This is a genomic window from Chryseobacterium mucoviscidosis (assembly GCF_002177115.1).
GTDB classification, from domain to species: Bacteria; Bacteroidota; Bacteroidia; order Flavobacteriales; family Weeksellaceae; genus Chryseobacterium; species Chryseobacterium mucoviscidosis.
In genome coordinates this window covers 82,865-97,368 of the sequence record NZ_MVAG01000071.1, presented here as the reverse complement: position 1 = coordinate 97,368, position 14,504 = coordinate 82,865, and the positions used below count along the sequence as shown (strand labels likewise).

General features: G+C 36.0%; 16 protein-coding genes. 3 read left to right on the top strand and 13 right to left on the bottom strand.

Annotation, left to right across the window (positions count from 1 at the left end; genetic code table 11):
- Positions 1-171 precede the first annotated feature (171 nt).
- The 4 genes from B0E34_RS03350 to B0E34_RS03335 all read right to left on the bottom strand — a co-directional run bounded on the left by B0E34_RS03350 (position 172) and on the right by B0E34_RS03335 (position 3,062).
- Positions 172-1,140, bottom strand: coding sequence for a glycosyltransferase family 9 protein (locus tag B0E34_RS03350; RefSeq protein WP_228423006.1), 969 nt, complete (start codon positions 1,138-1,140; stop codon positions 172-174).
- 3 nt (positions 1,141-1,143) lie between these two features.
- On the bottom strand, positions 1,144-1,563 hold the full coding sequence (locus tag B0E34_RS03345; protein WP_087706747.1) for a SufE family protein: 420 nt from the start codon (positions 1,561-1,563) through the stop codon (positions 1,144-1,146).
- A gap of 177 nt (positions 1,564-1,740) precedes the next feature.
- Positions 1,741-2,838, bottom strand: a complete 1,098-nt coding sequence (locus B0E34_RS03340) for a glycosyltransferase (protein ID WP_087706745.1) — start codon at positions 2,836-2,838, stop codon at positions 1,741-1,743.
- Positions 2,838-3,062, bottom strand: coding sequence for a uroporphyrinogen decarboxylase (locus B0E34_RS03335; protein WP_087706744.1), 225 nt, complete (start codon positions 3,060-3,062; stop codon positions 2,838-2,840). Before B0E34_RS03335 ends, B0E34_RS03340 begins: the two co-directional genes overlap by 1 nt.
- A 151-nt stretch (positions 3,063-3,213) precedes the next feature.
- Between B0E34_RS03335 and B0E34_RS03330 the strand changes: the two genes are divergently transcribed.
- Positions 3,214-5,745 carry an ATP-dependent Clp protease ATP-binding subunit gene (locus B0E34_RS03330; RefSeq protein ID WP_076391020.1) on the top strand — a complete coding sequence of 844 codons (2,532 nt, stop codon included), beginning with the start codon at positions 3,214-3,216 and terminating at the stop codon, positions 5,743-5,745.
- A 293-nt stretch (positions 5,746-6,038) separates the two neighbouring features.
- On the opposite strand, the gene B0E34_RS03325 is transcribed toward B0E34_RS03330, so the two are convergent.
- On the bottom strand, positions 6,039-6,566 hold the full coding sequence (locus B0E34_RS03325) for a hypothetical protein (RefSeq protein ID WP_087706742.1): 528 nt from the start codon (positions 6,564-6,566) through the stop codon (positions 6,039-6,041).
- Between the two features lie 117 nt (positions 6,567-6,683).
- Between B0E34_RS03325 and mnmA the strand changes: the two genes are divergently transcribed.
- Positions 6,684-7,871 (top strand): tRNA 2-thiouridine(34) synthase MnmA, encoded by a 1,188-nt coding sequence (gene mnmA / locus B0E34_RS03320; RefSeq protein WP_087706740.1) that lies wholly within the window; start codon positions 6,684-6,686, stop codon positions 7,869-7,871.
- Between the two features lie 72 nt (positions 7,872-7,943).
- On the opposite strand, the gene B0E34_RS03315 is transcribed toward mnmA, so the two are convergent.
- Both B0E34_RS03315 and B0E34_RS03310 read right to left on the bottom strand, forming a co-directional pair.
- Positions 7,944-8,294: a hypothetical protein gene (locus B0E34_RS03315; protein WP_087706738.1), complete on the bottom strand. Its 351-nt coding sequence runs from the start codon at positions 8,292-8,294 to the stop codon at positions 7,944-7,946.
- Positions 8,295-8,310: 16 nt separating this feature from the next.
- Positions 8,311-9,072 (bottom strand): glycine-rich domain-containing protein, encoded by a 762-nt coding sequence (locus tag B0E34_RS03310; RefSeq protein ID WP_087706736.1) that lies wholly within the window; start codon positions 9,070-9,072, stop codon positions 8,311-8,313.
- Between the two features lie 112 nt (positions 9,073-9,184).
- On the opposite strand from B0E34_RS03310, the gene B0E34_RS03305 reads away from it, so the two are divergent.
- On the top strand, positions 9,185-10,081 hold the full coding sequence (locus B0E34_RS03305; protein ID WP_087706734.1) for a hypothetical protein: 897 nt from the start codon (positions 9,185-9,187) through the stop codon (positions 10,079-10,081).
- A 63-nt stretch (positions 10,082-10,144) separates the two neighbouring features.
- Here B0E34_RS03305 and B0E34_RS03300 read toward each other — a convergent pair whose 3' ends face one another.
- The 6 genes from B0E34_RS03300 to B0E34_RS03275 all read right to left on the bottom strand — a co-directional run bounded on the left by B0E34_RS03300 (position 10,145) and on the right by B0E34_RS03275 (position 14,324).
- Positions 10,145-10,888 (bottom strand): LytR/AlgR family response regulator transcription factor, encoded by a 744-nt coding sequence (locus B0E34_RS03300; RefSeq protein ID WP_087706732.1) that lies wholly within the window; start codon positions 10,886-10,888, stop codon positions 10,145-10,147.
- Between the two features lie 59 nt (positions 10,889-10,947).
- Positions 10,948-11,223 carry a 2TM domain-containing protein gene (locus tag B0E34_RS03295; RefSeq protein WP_087706730.1) on the bottom strand — a complete coding sequence of 92 codons (276 nt, stop codon included), beginning with the start codon at positions 11,221-11,223 and terminating at the stop codon, positions 10,948-10,950.
- A gap of 35 nt (positions 11,224-11,258) precedes the next feature.
- Positions 11,259-11,552 carry a 2TM domain-containing protein gene (locus tag B0E34_RS03290; RefSeq protein WP_076391027.1) on the bottom strand — a complete coding sequence of 98 codons (294 nt, stop codon included), beginning with the start codon at positions 11,550-11,552 and terminating at the stop codon, positions 11,259-11,261.
- A gap of 538 nt (positions 11,553-12,090) precedes the next feature.
- Positions 12,091-12,657, bottom strand: coding sequence for a methyltransferase family protein (locus B0E34_RS03285; RefSeq protein WP_087706728.1), 567 nt, complete (start codon positions 12,655-12,657; stop codon positions 12,091-12,093).
- Between the two features lie 30 nt (positions 12,658-12,687).
- Positions 12,688-12,996: a 2TM domain-containing protein gene (locus B0E34_RS03280; RefSeq protein ID WP_087706726.1), complete on the bottom strand. Its 309-nt coding sequence runs from the start codon at positions 12,994-12,996 to the stop codon at positions 12,688-12,690.
- Between the two features lie 5 nt (positions 12,997-13,001).
- Positions 13,002-14,324 (bottom strand): 2TM domain-containing protein, encoded by a 1,323-nt coding sequence (locus B0E34_RS03275; RefSeq protein WP_087706724.1) that lies wholly within the window; start codon positions 14,322-14,324, stop codon positions 13,002-13,004.
- Between the last annotated feature and the right edge of the window lie 180 nt (positions 14,325-14,504).

Genomic DNA, 14,504 nt, shown 5'->3' with positions numbered 1-14,504 from the left:
CCTTCTTTTTCTTCAAATTTCACAATATCAAAATAATCCACTAAGTATGGTGGAAGCAAAAACTTTAGTAATTCTTGATCGTTTAGCATTATACAAAGATAAAACTACTTAACATTCCTCCCCAAGTTTTGAGACTGATCCCAAAAAACCTCCGGAATCGGGAGGCTCTATTTATAAAATCTTTTCCACTATTTTCTGCACATGCAACTCTTCCAGACAAGCCCAGTCTCCACGATAGCATTCTTTATCACCAAAAACAGAACAAGGTCTGCAGGTAAGGTCTTTCACCTGAACCACATCTTCCTCCTTTTGTCCAAATCCTAAAAAACCTGCAAAAGGATGAGTTTGTCCCCATACGGAAACACATCTCGTTCCCATGAGACTTGCCAGATGCATATTGGCAGAATCCATAGAGATCATTAATTCTAATGTGGAAATTTTATTTAATTCTTCCTGAAGGCTCAATTTTCCTGCTAAACTGAAGGTATTCGGGATTTCCCTCTCCCACTGCTCCAGCGTTTCAGCTTCAGATTTTCCGCCTCCGAAAAAATAAATCGTATGTTTTTGTGCTAAAATTTTCGCCAGCTCAAAAGATTTTTCAAGAGGAAGCATTTTTCCGCGATGCTGTGCAAAAGGCGCAAACCCTATTCCTGATTTTTCTCCGGAAATCGGCCTCAATGCATGAGAAAGCTCAACGTTAAAGCCCATTTCTCGAAAAACATCTGCATAACGTTCTACCGTTTTTTTTAATTGGTTTTTATTTAAATTCCAAACATTCGTGAGATCTTCTTTTTCTTCTTTTCCCTTATTGATTTTGAATACTTTAAGCCCTTTTCTTCTGTAAATTTTGTCCAGAATCTTCGTGCGGATTACATCATGAAGATTCGCGATAAAATCCGGATGAAACTCTTTAATCAATTCATTAGCAAGACGCCTCAATCCGAAGATGCCCTTATAATCATCAAGATTAACTCCTTTGAATATAACGTTCGGAATATCAGCAAATAAAGCTTCAAAATTTTTTCGGGAAACCATCACAATTTCTACATCGGGATTTTGTTCCAGAAACTCACGGAAAACGGGAGCTGTCATCGCGACATCCCCAAAAGCAGAAAAACGGTATGCTAAAATTCGGGTCACAGATTAAGACTTCAGTTGATATGCGACTGCGTAAAACTTAATCTGCTTTGTCATTGCCATCAAACCATTGGCTCTGGAAGGAGAAAGAAACTCCTGCAAACCAATTTCAGAAATAAACTCAAAATCAGAGTCCAGAATTTCCTGTGTAGAATGACCGCTGTAAATGCTTACCAGAAGCGAAACAATACCTTTCGGCAAAATTCCGTCCGAATCTGCCTCAAAAAACAGCTTTCCATCCTTAAATTCGGCATCAATCCAAACTTTACTCTGACAGCCTTTAATCAGGTTTTCTTCTGTTTTCTTGTCATCAGAAAGCCCTTTCAGCTCTTTTCCAAGATCAATAATATATTCGTATTTCTGCTCCCAGTCTTCAAGAAAAGCAAATTCGTCGATGATTTCCTGCTGTTTTTCTTTAATAGTCATTGTAAACCGATTTCTTTCTGCAAAGATAGCCAAATTAAAAAGATGTTGAATTTATTTGAAGCTATTCCCGCTTTCTGCTGTATCTTTTTTACCCGTTCTTATCCCATGCAAAAAAAGGATGTCGCGGCAATCGGGGCTAAGATTGCAGTCATCAATATCAGATATTTCGATTTAAATTTAAGAAGAAGCCTTTTCAAAAACCTGCAACAGTTTTATTTCTTCGTTTTCCCAGCATAGAAGATGAGCAGCTTTTTCAAGTTCGGGAAGATAATTTTGTCTTCCTTTATCTAAAACCGATTGAATGGCAAGCGCAATATGTTCCGGCTGATGATCTTTTATAATTTCACCAATGTCAAATTGTCTTTTAATATTCTGCATTTCAGGAAGATTTGACAGAATCAGAGGAACTCTTGCCTGAATACAGTCTAAAACTTTATTGGGCAAAGAATAATAATAGCTTTCTCCCCCATTCTCTTCAATGCTCATTCCGCAGTCTGCAGTTAAAGTAATATTTCGCAGATCTTCCGGTAATAATTTTCCTAAAAACTGAACCTTATGCTGAAGATTTTCCCTGATAACCAATTCTTCGTATTCTTTTTTCATCGGTCCGTCTCCTGCAATTTTAAAGATAACATCATCTAAATGTTTCATTGCCAAAATTGCATTATCAATCCCACGAAAAGGATTAATCACACCTTGATAAAGAATTATTTTGGGATTATTTTGAGGAATTTTGCCTTCAAAACTGAATTTTTTAGGAGCATTCTGAACAACAACAGGCTGAATTCCGTAATGTGATTTAAACCAATGTGCGTATCCGGAACTTGCTGTAATCATCAAATTCAGATCAGGAATTAACTTTCTTTCGAGATATCTCCATAATTTTTGTGACATTTTGCCCTGAATTGCAGGCATTTCGGAAAAAATTTCATGACTGTCAAAAATCAATGGAATATCTAATTTTTTAGCGATTAAATAATTAGGCAACAAACAATCCAGATCATTTGCATGAAGAATCGTGTTTTTATCCGCTTTTTTCTTTAATTCCCTGTACAATTTCCAGTTGAATTCGAAATAAGCCGTTTTCAAGCTCTTTGAAATTAATTTAATCCTTGAAAAAGAATAAGGTCTGGACATTTCTCCGGCCCCGTTCCAGTCATTCCCTATCAGTTCAATCTCATAGCCGTTTTCATGTAAAGTCCTGCAAACCTTTTCAATACGCTGATCTGTATACAAATTACTGAACGCAGAAGTAATGATTTTTCTTCGCTGCATTATTTTTCTTTCGTCATCAGAAGATGATAAATTTGTATAAAACAGATTAATCCGTTAGGAATAATTACCGGCCAAAGCATACCGCTGAAAATTCCATAGATAACAAAACAGATACAGCCGATCATATTAACGATCCTTATTTTCCTGATGTCTTTCAATATAAAGCTCAGTACGATGAAAAGTGACGCGGAATATCCTATGTAAGTGGCTATTTCAGGATTCATGAGAAATTTTTAAGGACAACAAACTTAATCATTTTCAATAAGATAATAAAATTTTTTCTGCCATAAAGTCATTTATTGCTTTTTGGTAAAATATTTGTAATTTAGATAATGAATAAATGGCAATGTTGCTTTTATTCTAATGAGATATATTATGGATTATAAGTTTTCACAAGGTTTGAGCCAGGTGTTCAAACAAAGCAAGAGCGAAGCGAAAAGGCTCAAAAGTGAATTTCTTAATACAGAACATCTACTTTTAGGTATTATAAAAACAGAAAACTCTGCAAAAGAAATCCTTCAAAACCTTAATGCGGATCTAACACAAATCAGAAGAAAAATTGAAACTTTAAATACAGCAAGTCTTAATCCTATTTCTGAGGAGGTTACCAATATTTCTTTCACGAAGATGGCAGATCATGCCATCAAACGTGCTGAACTTGAATGCAGACAATACAAAAGCAATGAGATTAATACTGTTCATCTGCTTTTAGGCATTCTTTATAAATATGAGGACCCTACTTCAAACATATTAGGAGCTTACGACATCGACTACGAAGGAGTTTCAAAAGAATATCAGACCATGCTTAAAAACTCCGGACAGGCTCCACAAATGAGTGCTTACGACGACGATGACGAAAGAGAGGATTTTGAGCAAATGAGAAAGCCTACAGGAAATTTAGGCTCTGCTAAAAGTAAAACACCAACACTGGATAACTTCGGTAGAGACTTAACTTCTCTGGCAAGAGACGGGAAATTAGATCCTGTTATCGGTCGTGAAAAAGAAATTGAGAGAGTTTCTCAGATCCTTTCAAGAAGAAAGAAAAACAATCCTTTGCTAATCGGGGAACCGGGAGTTGGTAAATCTGCCATCGCGGAAGGTCTGGCTTTAAGAATTCAGCAGAAAAAAGTTTCCAGAGTCCTTTATGGAAAACGAGTGATCACTTTAGATCTTGCAAGTTTAGTTGCCGGAACAAAATACCGTGGTCAGTTTGAGGAAAGAATGAAAGCGATAATGACGGAGCTGGAGAAAAACAGAGACGTGATCTTATTCATTGATGAGCTTCACACCATTGTTGGTGCGGGTAGTTCAACAGGAAGCTTAGACGCATCCAATATGTTCAAACCGGCTTTGGCAAGAGGTGAAATTCAATGCATCGGAGCTACTACTCTGGATGAATACCGTCAATACATTGAAAAGGACGGCGCATTAGAAAGAAGATTCCAAAAAGTAATGGTGGAACCTACTTCTATTGACGAAACCGTTCAGATTTTAAATCAGATCAAAGATAAATACGAAGAGCACCATAATGTAATTTATACACCTGAAGCAATTGCAGCGTGTGTGAATTTAACTTCAAGATATATTACAGACCGTTTCCTACCGGACAAAGCTATTGATGCAATGGACGAAGCAGGATCACGAGTGTATATTAAAAACATGAAAGTTCCTACCGAAATCATCGATTTTGAAAAGAAAATCGAAGAAATTAAGGAATTGAAACAAAAGGCAGTAAAAGCGCAGGATTATCTGGAAGCGAGAAAACTGAAAGATGAAGAAGAAAGGCTTCAGATGGAACTGAATTCTGCTCAGGATAAATGGGACAAAGATGTAAAAGAAAAAAAAGAAACCGTAACAGAAGAAAATGTAGCGGAAGTAGTTTCTATGATGAGTGGTGTTCCTGTAACGAAAGTTGGTAAAAACGAGCTTGATAAACTTGCCGGAATGGATGGAAACCTGAACGGAAAAGTAATCGGTCAGGAAGATGCGGTGAAAAAAGTTGTGAAAGCAATCCAGAGAAACAGAGCCGGTCTTAAAGATCCAAACCGCCCAATCGGAACCTTTATCTTCTTAGGAACAACCGGAGTTGGTAAAACTGAGCTGGCTAAAGTAATGGCAAGAGAACTTTTCGAATCTGATGAATCTTTGATCAGAATCGATATGAGTGAATACATGGAGAAATTTGCCGTTTCAAGATTGGTAGGTGCGCCTCCGGGATACGTTGGATATGAGGAAGGCGGACAATTAACAGAAGCGGTAAGAAGAAAACCTTATGCTGTGGTTCTTTTGGATGAGATTGAAAAAGCACATCCTGATGTATTCAATATTTTGCTGCAAATCTTAGATGAAGGTCATGTTACAGACAGTTTAGGAAGAAAAATCGATTTCAGAAATACGATTATCATTCTTACTTCAAACATCGGTACAAGAGATCTTAAAGATTTCGGAGATGGTGTTGGATTCGGAACTTCTGCGAAAAAATCAACAACAGATTCCAGAGCAAGAAGTACGATTGAAAATGCGCTTAAAAAAGCATTCTCACCAGAATTCCTGAACAGAATTGATGATATCGTTATTTTTAATTCTCTTGAAAAAGAAGACATAAAGAAAATCATTGATCTTGAACTGAACAAATTGTATTCAAGACTTGAAAAATTAGGATATAAAGTAGAACTGACAGAAGAAGCAAAAGACTTTATTTCTGAAAAAGGATGGGATAAGGATTTCGGAGCAAGACCATTAAAAAGAGCGATCCAGAAATACATTGAAGATTTATTGGCAGAAATGCTCGTAAACAAACAATTAACAGAAGGAGAAACCGTAGTTCTTGATCTGAATGAAGCGAAAGACGGTTTGGCAGGGAAAACTTCAAAGCCAAAGAAATCTGCCGCAGAGAAGTCTTCTTAATCGTAAGTAAATAATTTAATATAATAGAAGAGTTAGTCTCACAACTCTATGATGTGGGTTTAGATTCCACTGTACGAAAACCATTCTCTATCAGGAGGTCGAGAAAAAACATAAAAAAAGTCCGTTTTCACTAGTTGTGAGACGGACTCTTTTATTTGTTCGTTTTTATTCTAATTCTGTAGTGCTTATTTGTTAAAAAATTTGTCCGTTTGCATTTAAATTATTCGCGCAGATTTTGTAGATGTCGCTGATCTGAATGTAGTGATCTTAAACCTCACCTTTCAGAATACAAACTAAAGCCCCACCACAAATCCTATATTCGGAACTAATCCACTTGAGAAAATACTCGAATTTTCTTTCCATAAAACATTATACATCAAGCCTAACTGTAAATAAGAATTATTCCCGATTCTCTGCATATAACCGCCGCCAAGATACAATGCATCTTCGTCTGCATTAGCTTTAAAATCATAAAATTTGTCTTTATAATTGATGAAATAATGCTGATAATTGGCACTTACGAAAAACGTTCTTGCAATATAATAATTCAGAAAAGGACCAACTCCGAACATCGTAGAACTGTAAGCATTTGATTTCTGCCAGGAAACACTTCCCAAAACTCCGCCTTCAAGATCGTCCGTAAGTCGGTAACCCACTCTTGGAGCCGCTGAAAGAGTAAAGTAATTGTTGCTTCCGAAACCAAATCCGATTCCGCCTCCGAAAGTCCAGCGATTATTATTTTCAGGAGAAGCATTTACAGCAACCTGAGAAAACAGCAAGCCGGAAAATGAAACACATAAAGAAATAATCAGTTTTTTCATATTTAAATTGTTTTTATCGATGTCTAAAATTATCACTTTTTTACGAATCTTTTTAATTGTATTTTTGCAGCGTCAAACTAAGAACTCCCGTTAAGAGTTTCGTAAAATTGAAATAACATGAAAGTAGTAGTAGGATTATCCGGAGGTGTGGATTCCAGTGTTACAGCGTATCTGCTGCAGCAGCAAGGTCATGAAGTGGTGGCTTTGTTTATGAGAAACTGGAACGATGCTTCGGTAACGCTGGAAGATGAATGTCCGTGGATCGAGGACAGCAATGATGCCTTAATGGTGGCTCAAAAGCTTGGAATTCCGTTTCAGGTGATCGATATGAGCGATCTTTACAAGGAAAGAATCGTAGATTATATGTTCGACGAATATCAGAAAGGAAGAACTCCGAATCCTGATGTTCTCTGCAACAGAGAAGTAAAATTCGATGTTTTTATGAAGACGGCAATGTCTCTTGGCGCAGATAAAGTCGCCACCGGACATTATGCAAGAGTAGATTCAACGATCGATGAAAACGGAAAAGAAATTTTCCATCTTCTTGCCGGAAAAGACAACAATAAAGACCAGTCCTACTTCTTATGTCAGCTAAGTCAGGATCAGCTTTCTAAAGCATTATTTCCGATTGGAGAGCTTACAAAACCTCAGGTTAGAGAAATTGCCAAAGAAATCGGCTTGGTAACGGCAGATAAAAAAGATTCTCAGGGATTGTGTTTTATCGGAAAAGTAAGTTTACCGCAATTCTTACAGCAGCAATTGGTTCCAAAAGAAGGCGAAATCGTAGAAATTTTCAAAGATTCTCCCCTTTTTGCTGAAGAAATGCCTGAATTTTCGTTAAAACAGGAAGAATTGGAATACCTCAGCCGAAAAATCAATTACAAAAAGACAGACGGTAAAGTTATCGGAAAACATCAGGGAGCTCAGTTTTTCACGATCGGACAAAGTAAAGGACTTGGAATCGGCGGACATAAAGAAAGCTGTTTTATCATCTCCAGAGACATGGAAAACAATATTCTTTTCGTGGGAGAAGGACATCAGTTTCCGGGACTTCTTAAAAGAGTCTTAAAAATTGATAATTCTGAACTGCACTGGGTTCGTGAAGATCTGAGACTGAAAAACGGAGAATCGATGGAAGTAATGGCAAGATTCAGATACAGACAGCCATTGCAGAAAGCAACTTTATATCAGTTTGAAGAAGGATTCTATGTGGAATTTGAAGAATCGCAGTCTGCCATTGCAGAAGGGCAGTTTGCATCGTGGTACATCGGCGAAGAGCTGATCGGAAGCGGAGTTATTTCCTAAAATAAATCTTATCTAAATAATAATCCCGAAGCGTTTTAGTTTCGGGTTTTTTGTTTGAAAAAACATCAATTTCTATTTCATTTTATGGTTTACATAGAATAAATTAAGAAACACAAATACAATAATTTCCAATATTAAAATCATCATTAAATAACCAACTGGTTTTCCTAAAAAGATTCCTTTGGCTAATTTTATAACTCCTAATAGAAATATAGAAATCAGGAAGTAAAAAGTTGTTCTCGAAATGGTTTCTCCAAAAAATTTCAGCGCAAAAACAGAGGCATAAAATCCAAGGACGAGAATGAAATAGAATTTGAGAAAATAGTGTCCTTTCAAAGAAATCGGATCTAAAGTATGGTTGATTGCAATAAGCCAGATCAGACTTATGAGCACCGGAATTGTGTGGATAAGGATTTTTTTCATGTGTATTGTATTTCGGTTAATCTCCTCCACCTCCGCAACCACCGCATCCGCTTCCACAACTGCTTCCGCAGGAACTGCCGCAACCGGAACCTCCGTCGCTGTGTGAACTGTCGCTTCCACAGGTGTAGAAAAAGCCGCCATCACTTCCGTTATCTCTATTACCTTTATTGGATTCGTTATTTGTACTGAATGCTTTTATAATCATTACGATCAGCACGAAGACGAAAATAAGAGTCAGGAATATTCCCCAACCTCCGTTATTGTTTTCCATACAGGAATAAATCACCAAAGAAATGCTTAAAAGAATAAAAATTTTAACAAAAGGCGATATTTTTCTCTTTTTTGAAGGAATTTGAGTCGATTTCCAGATATCTTTCGGCGGTTCCTGCTCAAATATTTTCTCATAATTTTCTAAAGTTTCCGCAAACCAGCTTTTATGTTTTTCATTTTCGTTTTCTCCGCCTTGTGATGGTTGATGATGCAGTTTCTGCTGCAAAACTTCCGGACAGAATTCTTCCCAGTAGTTTTGTGTGTAAATGAGATGCATATGCCATACTTTGTCTATAATTTCGCTTGGTGAAGCACCATTTGGAAGTTTACAGCAGAGGTAGACGAATTTTTTGTATTCATCAATCGCTTTTCGGGTAAATGTTTCTGTCCAGTTTTCTTCTTTTGCCAGTTTCTTTGAGAAAGGAAAATTGGCAGCAGATTCATCTAATGAGAATTCCTGAAGCCTGTTCCAGAGAGGATCATTTTGTAATACCATTTTTGTTTCCATTGTTTTAACTTTTAATTTCTACTCAAATATCGTTGGATGTTGAGATATAAAAGTCTTGCAACAGTCTCATTTAGTTTTAAAATTATCTTATATTAGTCTTATAAATTGAAAGATGAAAAAAGAAGATATACTACACATAGAAAAACTGATGAATTTTCTGGCGTTGCATTTCCTGAAAAAACACCACTGGGAAGATGTATCCAAAACCGAATGGTCTTACATCGTTGCAGAACTTAATGATCTGATTATTCAGGAAACCTCAGAGAACAACAGTAAAAGAAGCCCGGATCTTTTAGGTTCAAATTACCTTTATGAACATTTGATTATCAACAAATTAAAGAAACATCACCAGAATGAAAATGCAGTGCTGAGCAAGCCAAATCTTGCCAAAATCAGTATGATTGTTAAAGTTTTAGGATATTCCAGTTATATCGATTTTATCAATTCCAACACAGAATCATTCAATTTTAACGATCTGAAGATTGATATGAATAATGTAAAGCCAAACACCGCTTTGCTGGACCGTCTTGTCGGCTGTTGGTATTCCTACAACAGAAATCTTCCGGAAAATCCTTTACAGGCAAAAGAAGACAGGATCTGGCGTTCTGCGACGGAAATCTACAAATCTGAAACGTCCGGAGAATATTTCGTCGAAAGAAGCGGCGGCGACCGTCATAAATATTTTGGAAAAATAACAGCCTATTCCGATTATGTCTTTATCATCATGAACAGCAATACGTTCATCCGGCAGCGTCATTTTATCTCAAGAATAAAAGACATCAAGGAAAAGCTGAAAAATCCAGAGTATAAGCTCCATGAGTTGCATTTTATAAGTACGTGTATCAGTTTTAATCAGGAACCGATTGCCCTTTTCGAAATTTTCCAGAAAGCAGACCGGAAAACCTTTATTTCAGACTCCATCAGTTTTCCGATCGATAGCGATGAAATTCCGAAATCGATTATCAAACAGCTTGAAGACACGGAATCTAACCGTATCGATTACAGATAATTAATCAACAGTTGATGGTTGATAGATTTGAGTTTTTAGGTTTAAAGTTTTTTGTTTTGGGTTTTAACTTACCAACCAGTCTTTAAAATCTTTTACGCGGTCGCGGCTTACGGTAATTTCTTCCTGTGGCTGAAATTCCAGTTCAACTTTGTAATTGGGTGAAGTGTGGATATTTTTAATGTAATCTGAATTGATGATAAACTGCCGGTTTACGCGGAAGAATTTCTTTTCATCCAGCACTTCTTCCAGTTCGTCCAGTGTGAAATCCGAAGGATACGTTCTTTCCTGAGTCTGTAAATAAACAATTTTATTTTCGCTGAAAAAACAGCTTACTTCATGCGTCTGTACGATTTTCAGGTTGTAGCCTATCTTCACCAGAATTCTGGAAAGCGTGCTTTTCTCCTTTTTTATTAACTGCTTAATTTCGTGTGAATTGACGGAATTATCTGAAGGAATAAATGATTTGAATTTTTCGATCGCTCCGGCAAGATCTTCATCTAAAATAGGCTTCAGAAGATAATCGATGCTGTTCAGCTTGAACGCTTTTAAGGTATACTGATCAAAAGCTGTCGTGTAAATGATAAATCCTTTTGTCGGAACTTTCTCGAAGATATCGAAAGACAGACCGTCTCCCAGAACAATATCTGAAAAGATGAGCTGCGGATGTTCATTTTCTGAAAACCACTCCACTCCTTCTTCTACGGATTCTATTTTTGCAACGATCTCTATTTCAGGAAATTCGTTAAGCATTCTTTCCAGTTTCCTTGAAGCGGGTTTTTCGTCTTCGATAATGACAGTCTTGATCATTGAGTTCCTGTTTTAGTTTTTTATAATTTCGAAATAAAAGTAATCAAAAATTGTCAGTTTTAAAACTTCAGCGGTTCTTTTGATTTTTTCATTTCTTTTTCCATCACTTCTCTTTCCCATTCGGAATCCAGAAGGAATAGTTTTACGGCTTTTACGGTTAAAATAATTCCCCAGATGGTAAGAATGATTGATCCGTTCCACAATGAAAAATTAAATATTCCTTTTTCTAAAATATCGTCTCCGAAAATAATTACTGCCACGATCCCAAACCATAAAAGGCTTTTGTAGAATTTTTTAAGATCGTTTACTCTTTCCTGTGCCTGATTGTAATTCATGATAATCTATTTTTAAAGTTAAAATTGAATGTTGGTTATAAAGATTTTGTGTTTTTTCTTTCCTCGTCCATCAGTTGTTTGATCTTTCTTTCTTCCCAGTCTCTTCCGATTCCGAAAGTACCCGCTGCGTGCGCTGCAAGACCTAATCCCCATCCTAACATTGGCCAGAAAAACCAAAGATACTGTGGCGATGTTAAAAGATTCAGCACGGCTAAAAATGAAATCACAAGGCAATACGATGTAAGGTTTCCGTAAAACCCTTTCAGTTCTTTTACTCTTCTTGATGCTTTTTCGTACGCTAATTCTTCTTTGTTGGTGTAAGTTTCCATATTTTTTATTTTTAAAGATTAATTGTTTGTTTTTGTTGAGACAAATGTAGGTCGGAAAACAGCCTCAAATCAATTTTAACTGACCGAACCGTAGAATATGCATCCTGAATTGTAAAAATCCCGACTCAACGGAGAATCGGGATTTTTTTGATTTTATATTTTTAGTTGTTTGATTAGGAAAGCTACGAAAGTATGATTCGCTTTTAAATGAAATTTGTAATCAATTTCTATATCAAATGATTATTAAACTGACTGGATCTCTCCTTTGTTGAAATGACAGTGCAAGGATTTTTAATTATGGAGTTAAGTGTTTGCTCTTTAGGAGCAGAATCTGTGTAGAAATAAGAATAAATCCGTCAATCAATCCATAGGATTGGTATCTTAAATACGATAAATTTTCTAAAGATAGCGTTCCTACGGAACGCAGAACGCCTTGCGAATATGCTGTCTACACAGATGAAACTCTATAGAGTTTTCTACTGTTTTACGTTAAACAACTTTCCTGATTTTGTTGATTAAAAATCATCAAATAAGTAACTTAATAAACAAAAGGAATCAGCTTTTTCGTTTTTCTCCGGTATTCAAGATATTCTTCTCCGAACTTCTCAATTAAAGCCTTTTCTTCGACATTAATTCTGTAGCCGAATGCAATGAACGGAATTAAAAAAGCCAGAATTAAAGAAAGCCAGTTGTTCAGATACAACCCCAAACCTAATGAGGTAAGCAATGAAAAAGCGTAAGACGGATGTCTCAGATATCTGTAAAATCCTTCTTTTTTTATTTTATGATCTTCTTTAATCGTAACGTCAACCGTAAAATATTTTCCCAGAGAACGAATGATGATGAATCTTAAAATAATTCCGATCCATATCAGAACAGCTCCTGAATAATAAATCCATACCTCATCAGAAATGGGAAATCTTGTAACATACGAAACTGCAACGGCACTTATAATCGAAAGCGGAATGGCAATCCACAATAAGTTTAAAGTCGATTTATCCTTTTTATTGTCTTTTTCTCCGGATTTCAGGATGTTTTTGTAAAGAAATTCGCTTAAAAACCACGCGACCATAGAAATGGCAAAAAGAATCTGTAAAGTTTTCATATCAAACGGTATTTGGAGGTGTTGAACAATTTATCTGCCGTTTTTTTCCTTTTCCATCAGTTCTTTAATTTTTCTTTCTTCCCATTTATTTCCAAGCATAAACCCCGGAATAAATGTTCTCATTGCTGAAATGGCAACTCCTATTCCCCAGAAGAATGGAAGCGCGAAAAATTTCAATTGAAAAATCGATTCATTGGGTTTTAATTCTGTGTAATTCAGATATAAAATGAAAATATTAACCGCAATATAAATGAAGACGGAAAAGTAAAATCTTTTGATTCTTTTTACCTGTCTTTCCGCTTCTTTGTATCTGAAATCATCTTTTCTTATCGGTTCCATGATGCTTATTTTAATGTTCTGTTTTGTTTTTCTAAAATTTCCCTGATCTTTCTTTCTTCCCAGCTTTTACCAATAGCGAAAACACTCATTCCGTGAGCAACAAGCCCGATTCCCCAACCTAACATCGGCCAGTAAAACCACAGACGATCCGGACTGGTGATGAGATTTAAAATGATTAAAAAAGGAATGATGATGCAGTAAGAAATGAGGTTTCCGTAGAAGCTTTTTATTTCTTTTACGCGTCTGTGTGCACGTTCGTAAGATTCATTTTTAGTTTCGGCTATTTCATTTACAACATCCGGTTTAGAAGAAAGTACCGGAAGTTTTACTTTAAAATAATCTTCAGATTTTTCTATAAAAACATTTCTTTTGGTGAGTAAAGAATAGCGCTGTACAATATTTGCAAGACCGATCCCTGAACTTTCTTTGATCTGCTCTCTTACCTGTAAATTATTTTCAATACATAACGTATCATTTTCAGAGAATATTTTAATGATGAGAGGCTTCGAAGAAGTGGCAAAATTATGCTTGATGCAGTTCTCCAGAAGCAACTGTAAAGACAGCGGAACAACAAATCTTTTGTAATCTTCTTTTTTAACTTCGAAAACAAAATCTACGCTGTCCTCGAATCTGGTTTTCAGCAATTCGCAATAGGTTTTGGCAAATTCCAGCTCATCTTCCACCGTTACCAGTTCTTTGTCTTTCTGTTCTAAAACATATCTGTAAATCTTTGACATTGAGGCAGTAAACTTCTGCGCCTGTTTCGGATTTTCATCAATTAATGAACTTAAAACATTCAGAGAATTGAATAAAAAATGTGGATCTAACTGGTTTTTAAGACTTTCAAACTGTGCATTGGCAGATTTGGCAATTAGCTTCTGCTCAACAACTTCTTTTTTGGATGTTTTTCTGAGCTCTTCCATGAAACCTTTGGCATGAAGAAAAGCTGAAATAAGCAGGGCAATATTAATCATGAACCAGTTGGAAACATTGTACTTGCCGGAAAAGAATTCTTCGGCGGTTGCTGCCTTCTGGATGACTACGAAATTCATATAATTACAGAAATATACCAAAACTGTGTTTGCGACAAGAATGGAAACAATGCTTATGATCGCTCTTGTTCTGGTGGTTTCAGACCAAGGGAATTTCCTGTTGAGAAAATCGTTGATGATGCCGTTTCCAATTCCCAAAACGAATGAGTACATTGTAGATACCAAAAGAGTGATGGCAAAATTTTCCAGTGTTTTTTCATCATTAAAAACGAAAAAGAAGAAAAATGCTGTTGCCAGCGATATCCAGAGTAATATGATGATGCTTTTGTATTTCATTGTGAATTTTCTTGGTTCAAAATTAGGCTTTAATAAAAGTATTAAAAATAATTTTTCGCCGAACCGTCATTTTTTATGACTGAAACGCAAAATAAAACCTTACGCGAAGAAGGTTTTATTTTAATTTTGATGTTGTTATCAAATATGTGCTTAAATTAATAGAATTCGATTTGAATATGA